Origin of the sequence: Planktothrix sp. FACHB-1355, assembly GCF_014748295.1 — a bacterium.
Classification (GTDB): Bacteria; Cyanobacteriota; Cyanobacteriia; order Cyanobacteriales; family Aerosakkonemataceae; genus Aerosakkonema; species Aerosakkonema funiforme_A.
This window is the reverse complement of sequence record NZ_JACJUP010000075.1, coordinates 1-11,509: the sequence shown is the minus strand read 5'-3', so window position 1 is coordinate 11,509 and position 11,509 is coordinate 1. Positions and strand designations below refer to the sequence as shown.

Annotated in this window: 7 protein-coding genes; 3 read left to right on the top strand and 4 right to left on the bottom strand. The window is 46.4% G+C overall.

From position 1 onward, the window contains the following. The first annotated feature begins 269 nt into the window (after positions 1-269). Positions 270-1,565, top strand: coding sequence for a HetZ-related protein (locus H6S82_RS05905; protein WP_190464380.1), 1,296 nt, complete (start codon positions 270-272; stop codon positions 1,563-1,565). Between the two features lie 138 nt (positions 1,566-1,703). Here H6S82_RS05905 and H6S82_RS05900 read toward each other — a convergent pair whose 3' ends face one another. Together H6S82_RS05900 and H6S82_RS05895 are read right to left on the bottom strand one after the other, a co-directional pair. Beyond that, positions 1,704-2,570 (bottom strand): fructosamine kinase family protein, encoded by an 867-nt coding sequence (locus H6S82_RS05900; RefSeq protein WP_190464381.1) that lies wholly within the window; start codon positions 2,568-2,570, stop codon positions 1,704-1,706. Between the two features lie 155 nt (positions 2,571-2,725). Next, positions 2,726-4,039, bottom strand: a complete 1,314-nt coding sequence (locus H6S82_RS05895) for a pitrilysin family protein (RefSeq protein ID WP_190464382.1) — start codon at positions 4,037-4,039, stop codon at positions 2,726-2,728. A 193-nt stretch (positions 4,040-4,232) separates the two neighbouring features. Between H6S82_RS05895 and crtD the strand changes: the two genes are divergently transcribed. Both crtD and H6S82_RS05885 read left to right on the top strand, forming a co-directional pair. Further along, on the top strand, positions 4,233-5,780 hold the full coding sequence (gene crtD / locus H6S82_RS05890) for a C-3',4' desaturase CrtD (protein ID WP_190464383.1): 1,548 nt from the start codon (positions 4,233-4,235) through the stop codon (positions 5,778-5,780). A gap of 66 nt (positions 5,781-5,846) precedes the next feature. Further along, on the top strand, positions 5,847-8,189 hold the full coding sequence (locus tag H6S82_RS05885; RefSeq protein WP_191056083.1) for a tetratricopeptide repeat protein: 2,343 nt from the start codon (positions 5,847-5,849) through the stop codon (positions 8,187-8,189). On the opposite strand, the gene H6S82_RS05880 is transcribed toward H6S82_RS05885, so the two are convergent. Together H6S82_RS05880 and hslO are read right to left on the bottom strand one after the other, a co-directional pair. Next, positions 8,176-10,377, bottom strand: a complete 2,202-nt coding sequence (locus tag H6S82_RS05880; protein ID WP_190464385.1) for a chromosome segregation ATPase — start codon at positions 10,375-10,377, stop codon at positions 8,176-8,178. The two genes, H6S82_RS05885 and H6S82_RS05880, sit on opposite strands and share 14 nt — an antisense overlap. Before the next feature lie 251 nt (positions 10,378-10,628). Further along, a partial coding sequence (hslO, locus tag H6S82_RS05875) for an Hsp33 family molecular chaperone HslO (RefSeq protein ID WP_191056082.1) occupies positions 10,629-11,509 on the bottom strand: 881 nt, incomplete at its 5' end.

Sequence of the window (11,509 nt, the reverse complement as noted above, 5' to 3'; positions counted from 1 at the left end):
CCACTCAGGGATAGCCACTTGATTTCATCAATAGCTTCCAGCTGAGAAAAAGGTTCCCGACAGTCTCTCGCAAAAAAACAGCAAATAAAAATTTTCAGGCGTAAAGGAAACCTTTCTTGGCAATCCGAGTTTATCACACACACTACATATGGAACCTTCCTTATGAAACGTTCACATTATCAACATCTAAAACACACAATCGGGTGATGGCACCTACAAAAAGTTTATTTTCTTTCGATGTAATTCATAAAAGTAGTCGGGGTAATACAATGACTTTAACAACCGTCAACGATCTCAATCCAACTTCTACCAGCAACCTTGAGTCTCCGGAACATTTAGGAGAAAATTTCGACACTCAAGCTTTAGTCCAGCTATTGCTGGAGGAACTGTCGCCGTCAGTCGGATCGCAAGGAAGACAAGTTAAAGGTGTCGCAACTCGAATGGCGCTGGAAGTAGAACGAGTTTGCCAAAAGAGTTCCCGCATCCAAACTTCCGGTCAAATCCACTCTTGGCAGCTCGCTCTGGCACGCCATCGCTTGCAAAAGTGCCTGTCCTATTACCGCTTGGGGTCCAGACAAGGCCGCGTTGAACTGCACAGCAACCTCAGTGCAATGGTTTATCGATACATTGCACCGCCGCAATCTCAATTGGGTTTTTATGGGCGCACTAACCTGATTGAAGACTTTTTGCAAGAGTTTTACGCCGAGTCTCTCAAAGCTTTCCGGCGGGAAAACGATCTGGCTAGTGACTACACACCGCGCACCCAGTTGGAATTGGCCGAGTATATGGCGTTCACCGAACATTATGCCAAGCGCCGCATTAGCCTGCCAAAGGGTAACACCCAGCAGCTGATAGTGCTGCGTGCCCAAGCGTTTGTCAAACGCCAACCAGCCGAGACTCCTCTGGATATAGAGCAGGCTGTGGAAATGCCTAAAGGAGAGCAAGAGCAAACGAGCATTCAGTCATCGCTGATGCAACAGCTGCGATCGCAAATTATTGCCGATACAATCGACCCATCTGAAGAAGTATTGCGCGATCGCGTCATCGCCGAACTGCTACAATACTTGGAATCCCAAGGTCAATCAGACTGCGTAGATTACCTAGTCTTAAAACTGCAAGACTTGGCAGCCCCAGATATTGACACCATCTTGGGTCTGACTCCTCGGCAACGCGATTACCTGCAACAGCGCTTTAAGTACCATGTGGAAAAGTTTGCTCGCGTCTCTCACTGGAAACTGGTACACCAGTGGTTAGGAGCAGACATCGACCAAAAACTGGGAATGTCTTCTCAACAGTGGGAAAAATTCTTTGTTCAACTTTCCCCACAACAACAGCAGATATTGCACCTCAAACAGAACCACAAACTAGACGAGGAAATCGCCAAAACTCTCAAAATTACACTCAAACAGGTGCAAAAGCACTGGATGAATATGTTAGAGATCGCCTGGAAGGTTCGCAATACCGAAACCCAGAAACCGAAAGCTCTTAGCAGTAGGGAAGCTTCTTCAGTCGCTGTAGCATCTTGTCCATTACCTCTTGCTATGAAAAGCAAGCGAGTTGCTTAACTGAGGACTAGGGGTTAGGGATTGGGGGTTAGGGGCTAGGGAAAGAGTGGGGGAGTGGGGGAGTGGGGGAGCGAGAGAATAAATATTTTTCCCTCCTCCTTCTCCCTCTTCGTTTTGACTTTTGACTTTTGACTTTTTCTAGCCTCTGAGAATTTCCTCGATCGTTCGATTTGCCTGCGACCCGTAACTGCCGCCAAACAAATTAAAGTGATTGAGAATGTGGTATAGATTGTAGAGCGTTTTGCGCTCTTCGTAGCCCGCATCTAAAGGCCAAGCTTCGTTATAACCGCGATAAAACGCTGCTGGAAAACCGCCAAACAGTTCCGTCATGGCGATATCCACTTCGCGATCGCCATAATAAGGTGCAGGATCGAGAATCACCGGCTCACCTGCTACGGTAACAGCAGCATTACCCGACCATAAATCCCCATGTACCAAGGATGGTTGAGGCTGATGACCTGCTAGCAGTTCCGGTATTGCTTTGAGCAAACTTTCTCCCTGACTGAAATGACCGCCCCGTCGCTTAGCCAATTTTAGTTGATAGCCGATCCGGTGTTCGGCAAAAAACTCTGCCCAATCAGATGTCCAAGTATTAATCTGGGGAGTCGAACCGATCGTATTATTTCGCTCCCAGCCAAAAGCTTTGCTGCTACTCTTGTGCATTGCCGCCAGCTGACGACCCATCTCCTCCCAAGCACTCGCGTTAGCACTGCGACCCAAATCGAGCCATTCCATCACTATGTAAGCTTTATCATCCGCAATTCCACAGCAAATTGGCTTAGGAATGCGGATAGTTTGGGTTTCCCACATTTGTTGGAGGCCCAGCGCCTCTGCCTGGAACATATCGATCTGGGAAGCTTGGTTGAGCTTGACAAAATAGGTAAGATCGCCATCTGAGATTGCATAACCTTGATTTATGCAGCCTCCCCCAACCGATCGCCTCTGCTGAGTGTGAAATTCTTCGCCAGTTAGCTCAGTAATATGAGCATCAATTTTCGTCCACATGGGAGAGATTTTAACGCAAAGGAACGCAGATGCAAGTACAGAAATACTGAAATAGAGGAAATACTTTCTATTATCCTTTAAACCCCTTGCTCGATCGGCTATCTCCTCCGCGTTCCTCTGCGTAAACCTTTGCGTTCCTCTGCGTTAAAAAAACTCTACTTCCGATCTGGCGATATCGCCACAACAGCATAAGCATCAGGAGACAAGAACCGCTCAGCCGCCAGTTGAAGATCCACTTCATCCAAAGCTTGAATGCGAGCGGGGTAGTTCAAAGCGGGAGCTAAATCTCCTACCATTGATTGATAGTAACCGTACATTCCAGCCCGATCGCTCGGCGTCTCGTTCGCAAACACAAATCGATTTGCCACTTGCGTGCGGACGCGGCCAATTTCTGCGGCTGTAACAGATTCTGTTTGAAGGCTGCGGATGTGTTGAACGATCGCAGCTTCTACTTCTGCGAGATTTTCCGTTGGCAACTGGGCGGAAATTTGGAAAATACCCTGTAAATGATGGCTGACATTACTGGCAGAAATATGGGTAACTAAGCGTCGATTCTCCCGCAAATCCCTCACCAGTCGAGATGTCCGCCCTTGTCCTAAAATTGCCGCCAGTACATCCAACCCATAAGTTTGGTGTAATTGAGTCAACCCAGGTACTCGCCAAAGCATCATTAAGCGTGCTTGCTGCAAGCTTTCATCTGTATATTCTCGGCGCACAATTTCTTGATAAGGCAGTTCTGATTCAAATGCCAGATCTTCTATAGAGCGATCGATCTGCTCAGAGCGAGTAGAGTTTAGGTATGACCTGCCCTTACTCCTAACAAATCCATCCGTCACAATATCAATTAATTCCTTAGCTGGGAGATTACCCACCGCTACAGCAGTTATCGACTTGGGTTGATACCAACTAGCATGAAAATCGCGCATTTGCTGAGGAGTAAGCTGCTCAATTACCGATGTTGGGCCCAAAACTGGGCGACGGTAAGGCAGTCGTTCAAACGCGGTTTCCATAGACCGCTGATAAATACGGCGGCGGGGGTTATCTTCCGATCGACGAATTTCTTCTAAAACGACGAACCGCTCCCTTTCAAATGCCTCGTCTGGAATGCTGGGGTTAACCACCACATCTATCTGCAATGGTGCTAGTGCGGCAAAATCTTTAGGAGCGGCTGTAGTGTAAAAGTGAGTGTAATCTTGACTGGTAGCGGCATTGGTGACAGCACCCCGCTCCTCAACCAGACGCTCAAACTCACCGCTAGCCAGCTTTTCGGTTCCTTTAAACACCATATGCTCTAAGAAATGAGCCATACCGTTAATTCGATCCGATTCAATAGCTGAGCCGACGCTCACCCACAAGCTTAGATTTACGGCTTCCACCGGCATCTGTTCCGCCACAATTGTTAACCCGTTAGGCAGTCGGCAAATCGTGGGGGCGTTTAGCGGTATAGATTTGAGCAGGGTTGATGTCATGAGTTGTTACAGTTGTCGTCGCTGTTACTGTTACTTCTTTAATGTTAAACGTTACGCTTCTTAATCAGATCTGGTAATTACACGTAAAGCATTAACCTTATGCAGAGTTGACTATTTCTTTTCTCAGATATTGCCGTCGTCGATACAAGTGCCATACGATCGGATTTGTTACAAATTGTTAAGTTTGACATTCATGGCAAAATCTTTCCAAGCGATCGTCATTGGCGCTGGTATTGGCGGTCTTACCGCAGCAGCTTTACTCGCTCATCGCGGCTATCGGGTGTTAGTTTTGGAGCAAGCGATCGTACCCGGAGGATGCGCCTCCAGCTTTAAAAGAAAAGGATTTACCTTCGATGTCGGCGCTACTCAAGTTGCGGGACTCGAACCGGGTGGGATTCACCATCGCATATTCTCGGAATTAGAAATCGATCCGCCAGCAGCAACACCCTGCGATCCAGCTTGTGCGGTTTATTTACCGAATGAAACAGAACCTATCAATGTCTGGCGCAATCCCCAAAAGTGGCAGGCAGAACGGCAGCGACAATTTCCCGACAGCGAACCGTTTTGGCAGTTAATGGCAAATTTGTTTCGCTACAGTTGGGCTTTTCAATCTCGCGACCCGGTACTGCCGCCGCGTAATTTATGGGATTTGTGGCAATTGACAAAAGCAGTCCGTCCCGATACTTTGCTTACCCTACCTTATACCTTTTTGACAGTGGGAGATGCTTTGCGGGGATATGGGTTGGATGACAATTTGCGTCTCGTCACATTTCTGGATTTGCAACTGAAACTCTACTCTCAGGTAGATGCGGAAGAAACGGCTTTGCTCTATGCTGCTACTGCATTGGGTGTCTCTCAAGAACCGCAGGGATTGTATCATCTCCAAGGTAGTATGCAGGTGTTGAGCGATCGCCTCGTGGAAGCTCTAGAGCGAGATGGTGGTAAGCTACTCGTGCGTCACAGTGTCGATCGTATATTCGTGGAAAATGGAAAGGCAGTCGGCGTTCGCATTCGCAACCTGAAAACCAATCAGGTTTGGACTCAAACAGCCGATCGCATTGTCGCCAATGTCACAGTACAAAACTTAATGCAGCTGTTGGAACACGAAAAAGACGAAAATCTTTCCATCCAAAATCCCAAATCCGAAATCCCAAATCGAATGCGCGGTTACAAACACAGGGTCGAGAAATTACCGCCATCATCGGGTGCTTTTGTTATTTATCTGGGTGTAGAGGAATCTGCAATTCCGGCTGGATGTCCGCCACATCTGCAATTTCTTTATGATTATGAAGGGCCTATCGGGGAAAACAATTCTTTGTTTGTTTCGGTCAGTCATCCGGGAGACGGTCGCGCACCAGAAGGAAAAGCAACGATTACCGCTTCTTCTTTTACCGATGTGAGACAGTGGTGGAACTCTAATAATAATTATGAAGATTTGAAACGAAAATATACTGAGGAAGCGATCGCTCGTCTTTCTCAATATTTCCACCTGACACCGGAAACGATCGTTCATGTGGAAGCAGCCACACCACGCACTTTTGCTCGCTTTACCGCACGCGATCGAGGTATCGTTGGCGGTGTAGGTCAGAGAATACCAACTTTTGGCCCGTTTGGATTCGCCAATCGCACGCCTATCCAGAATCTTTGGTTGGTCGGCGATTCTACTCACCCAGGTGAAGGAACTGCTGGCGTATCCTATTCTGCTTTAACTGTAGTGCGGCAAATCGAAGCTAAAAGCTAGGGGATAGGGGCTAGGGGCTAGGGGCTAGGGGCTAGGGAAGAGAGGGACTAGGGGTTAAAGGGAAAAATGTCTAATTCTACTGGTCTGCATCAAGAGGCTCTAGCTTGGCACAATCAAAAATGTTTTGTCCAAGCGGAACAAAAATATAAAGAGGCTTTGCAGTTCAATCCAAATAATCCAGATATTTGGAGCGATTTATCTGTTTTATATTATCAACTGGATAGATATCAAGAAGGATTTGAGGCGATCGATCGCGCCTTAAACATTGGCTCACCCAAACAAATTTATTATTATAGACTTGGTTTACTGCTAGAAAAAACAGGTGCAATCTCTCGTTCGATACGCGCTTATCAACAGTCGATCGTCCTCGATAATAATTGGATTGACTCTTATGTAAACTTAGGACGGATATTATTTGAACAAGGCAACCTTTCCAAAGCTGAATCAGTTTTTATGCAGGCGATCGCTCGCCAAGTAAATCGTGCAGATATTTACTATTATTTGGGTAAAGTTTTAATAGCACGCCGTCAAGTAGAGTCGGGGATAGCTGCTTATAAAAAAGCCCTAAGTATCGAAAATGATAATTTTAATATTTTGTACGATTTGGGAACGGCATTGCAGAGTCAAGCAAAGCCAGAAGCAATCGGTTTACTTTACATCGGTCATGCGTTTTATTACCAAAATAATTATGCCCAAGCAGTTAAATATTACGAAGATTTTTTAGCTATTTCTCAAGAGAATCCTATAAATGTACAGCCTATACTTGAAGCATACTTTAACTTAATTACCAGTCTTTATCAGTTAGAACAAGATGAAGAGGCAATTAAAGCCTATCGCGAAGCCATACAAACTTATCCAAATGTAGATAGATTGCCAGCGCAGCTATGGGAATTTTTACATTTAGATGGCCGAGCTAAGGAAGCTATAAAAATCGCAGAATTACTACCGAATTTCAACAAAAATAATTTATATTTACTGCGGCAAAGTTCGCTAATACTTCCTGTTGTTTATGAAAGTGAAGAAGAAATAGATTATTACCGCGATCGTTTTACACAAGGATTAGAAGAACTAATTGAGCAAACCTCTTTAACAACACCCGAAACTATAAAAAATGCTTTAATGGATGTAGGAGCGCACACAAACTTTTATTTGGCTTATCAAGGTAAGAATGACTTAAAGCTACAAACTCGTTATGGACAGTATTTTCAGCAAATTATGGCGGCAAATTATCCTGAATTTGTCAAGGATATAGCAATGCCAACAATTAGCGAACATAGCAAGATTAATATCGGGTATATTTCTAACTATTTTTATAGTTATCATACAGTTACTCATTTATTTCTCGGTTGGCTGCGTCATTGCGATCGCCATAAATTTAATCTGTATTGCTATCAGCTAGGTAATCCTTCAGACCTAGAGATAGTTAAGTTTTTAGAACACTATAGCGATAATTTTTATCACCTCGCACACGACCAAAGTTTAGATATAAATTATATCAGAAAAACAGCCGAAAAAATTATTAGCGATCGCCTTCATGTGCTGGTTTTCCTAGACATAGGTATGCACCCGTACATGACCGTATTTGGGAGCTTAAGATTAGCGCCAATTCAATGCAGTACATGGGCGCATCCTGTGACCACTGGGTTACCGACAATAGATTACTTTTTATCGAGCGATTTAATGGAACCATATGATGCTGAAAACCATTACTCAGAAAAATTAATCCGCTTACCTAATATTGGGATATCCTACCCCAAAACAGCAATTCCCAAAGTAACAAAAACGCGGAAAGATTATCAACTGCGAGAAGATGCGATCGTTTATTTATGCTGTCAGTCACTTTATAAATATCTACCCCAGTATGACTATATATTTACTGAAATTGCCAAACGTATTCCCCAAGCTCAATTTGCTTTTATATCTAACAAAAGCGTTCATGTTACCAAACTGTTTCGTCAGCGACTGCAACGTGCTTTCGAGCGCGTTGAATTGAACAGCGAGGATTATTGTAAAATATTGCCCCAGCAATATCAAATTGACTATTGGAACCTTAATTTGATTTCCGATATATTTTTAGATACTCTCAGTTGGTCTGGAGGTAGAACAACCTTAGAAGCGATTACCTGTAATTTGCCTATAGTCACCTGTCCGAGTGAGTTTATGCGCGGTCGCCATTCCTATGCAATTTTGAAAATGCTAGGAATGACAGAAACAATAGCTAAAGATGAAACAGAATATATCGAAATCGCTGTGAGATTGGGTTTGGATCGCTCGTGGCGAGAAAGTATAGTCAAAAAAATGAACCAGCGCCACTCTTATCTTTACAATGACAAGACTTGTGTAGCAGCGCTGGAGGAATTTTATCAGCAGGTAGTCCGAGAGAAATATCAACTTTCTAAGGAACAGTAGCAGGTGCAGGATTTGACTGTTCCGAAGGAGCAAAATCTGGAGGTGGAGTACTTTGCTGTGTCTGCTCTACTGGTGGTGGAGCTGGTGGTGGAGCAACAGATTCCGGACTGGGTGCAATAGGTTCTGGACTGGGTATAGCTGGAGGATTGAGAATATTTTGCCAGACATCGATCTGCGCTCTCGCTTCTCCATAGGCACTCGTACCGGAAGGAATAGTTTTAGCAATTGCGATCGCACCTTGCAAATCGTAAGTCGCCCGGTCTTGCGCCTGACTCAGCATTTGATAGCTCCACTGATTTATCGCTTCTTCAGCTTCCGATCGCAACGGACTGGAGCTGGGTACCAGCTTTGCCAATCGAATCGCCGACGCCAAAGCATCTGGAGTTGCTTGAGTTGCGACACTGCGTGCTTGTTGCAAATTTTGTTGAGCTTGGATTTGTGCTTGCCAATCCTTCATTGCCGCTTGCGCCTCGCCGGATAGCGCCCTTCCCGATTTAATTTGTTGGGCAATAGCAATCGCATCAACAAGATTGCCCCCACGAGCCAACTGCCGAGCTTGATCTAGATAAGGCTGGTCTTGAATGCGCTGAATCTGACCCGTCCATTGCTTAACCTTATCTTGAGCTTCCCGATAAAGAGCCCGACCGACAGCTATTTGATTCGCCTCATCAATTGCCGCTTGCAGAGATGTTTCATCGCCCAAACTTGCCATTTGTTCGGCGCGACTTAGATAAGGACGATCTTCCATCGTCTGAATTTGAGCCGTCCAGCGAGAGATTTCCGTTTTTGCTTCGTCAGCGCGAGGATGACTGGCGGGGATGAGTTGCACCTCTTTAATTGCCGATTTTAGATCGCTAGCAGTGCTTAGTTGAGCCAGTTGGCGTGCTTTTTCCAGGTGAGCGATGTCTTCAAGTTCTCGCTGCCAGCGAATAATCAGATCCTGCCCCTTACTGTACAGAGGTCGGTCAGGAGTAAGCTTTTTCACAAGCGCGATCGCCTCTGACAAACTAGCAGCCGTGCCCTGTTGTGCCACAGATTGGGCTCTAGCCAGATCGATAAAATCTTGCACCTCGCCCTGCATATTGGCACGACCGGGAATCTGACGAGCGATCGCGATCGCTTCATCCACATTCCGCGACTCCAATTGTGCCTCTGCCAGCTCCATCATTTTGCCGCCAAATTCCACAATAGCCGCTTGAGCTTCCTTGTAGAGGTAACTCTTGGGGTCGATCGACTCCACTAGCTCGATCGCCTTAAGCAGATTCTTCACTCCGCCACGTCTTGCTTGATTTTGCGCCTTACCCAACGTCTCGCCATCATCCCGCGCCGACGTTATCAGCTGGTTGAGTTCCTCGTACTTAGTTGTTTCCCAATAAGTATTACCTATGTACAGCAAACGTACAGCTTCCCGAAAAGCTTGAGTCCAGTTTTGCTCGCGCAGCTCATCTTCCGCGTCCTTATAAACTTTCTCTGCCCTAGACCAAAGAGATTTCCAACTTTTAATCCGATCTTCCACCAATTTGTAGGCAGGTACATCAGCCGGAATTTTTCTAGCGATCGAGATCGCCTCATCCAGCTTACCTGCATCAAACGATTTTTCGGCCAGATCCAAAATATCTTTTGACCAAACTTCGATTTCTTCGTTGACTTCCTGGCGCATCGGATGATCCGGCGGCAAACTTTGGACAAGCGCGATCGCTTCCAGCAAATCTTTCACCGTCTGCTTCTTAGCCGCTAACTGAGCGCAATACAGGCGCATCGATGCCGAGGCAGTTGGCCAGTACATCGACGGACAGTTCGGCACGGTTGGCAGCTTCAGCAATAAGGCCACTGCCGTAAATCCAACTCCACCTGCCGTCACCGTTGCCAAACCTGCCCAAAACTGCCAATAGCTCGACCAGTGTCGCAACTTTTGCGAAACTTCGGCCTCAACAGGTGCTGATTTTCCTGGCTCCACTTTTTCTAACAGCTCCCCATCAGCGCGTTCCGATCCAGAAGATTGTATTTTGGGCACCATAGTAGTTTCTGCGGATACTGAAGCAGCGACAGTCGGCGGCACAGCAGCCCTTCCAGGAATCAGCGGCGGAATGCGGAATCGGTTGCGTTCGCGTAGCGGCGCGGATGCCCTATCCCCCTGTTCTGAAGCTCTGGCGCCAGACTGTCGGTCTGAACTTCCCCGTTCTCTCATAGCTCACACCAAATTAATCGTGCATTGGCCAAGGCTTGGCTGGTTCGGCTCGAACATCAATTTAAGAGCGATCCTACCCCTCTAATCCCAAAAAAGCTAGATCTTGTGGATTATATCCTCAGTTGGCCTATGCGTGTAATACTCCACCTTAACTTAGAGGGCTGATATTCGTAATTAGCTAGAGAGCGATTCTAAATGGAGACTCAAATTCAATTTCAAATCTCAAATCTCAAATTGCCCATACCTTTTTTTCAAGATTGAGCCCGTAAATCTACAATCAGTTGCGCGAGTTCGTCGCTACTGGCTTGATAGACCTCACCACAGAAGTGACAAGTCGCCTCAGCACCATTATCTTTCTCGATCATGTCCTGGAGTTCTGCTTCACCCAGCATTTTTAAAGCACCCATAACGCGGCTTCTAGAGCAACCGCAGTGAAAGCGCAGCAACTGTATTTCTGGTAGCAGCACCAGTCCCATATCTCCCAGTAGCTGCTCAAAAATGTCCGGCAGTGTCTTGCCTGCCTGCAACAAAGGTGTAAACCCCGATAGAGCGCCAACACGAGACTCCAAAGTTTCCACCAGCGCTTCATCTCTAGCTGCTTTGGGTAAAACTTGGACTAAAATACCCCCAGCTGCTTTGACTTCGCCAGCTTCGAGAAACACACCTACAACTAGAGCCGAGGGAGTTTGTTCTGAAGTTACTAGGTAATTGGCTATATCATCGCCAATTTCACCTGAAACCAACTCGACAGTACTGGAATAGGGATAGCCGTATCCTACATCTCGCACAACGTAGAGATAACCATCCTGACCCACAGCTCCACCTACATCGAGTTTGCCCTTGGCATTTGGTGGCAGCTCAATTGAGGGATTATCTACATAGCCGCGCACGGTTCCATCCAAACCTGCATCCACAAGAATACCACCCAAAGGGCCGTTACCTTTGACCCGGATATTTACTCTTGATTCGGCTCGCTTCATATTGGAGACTAGCAACAGCCCTGCTGTCATCGTGCGGCCTAATGCCGCCGTTGCCACGTAGGAAAGCTTGTGCCGCCGTTTGGCTTCTTCTGTGAGGCGCGTTGAAATCGCACCAACTGCACGAATTCCACCATCGGCTGCGGTAGCGCGGA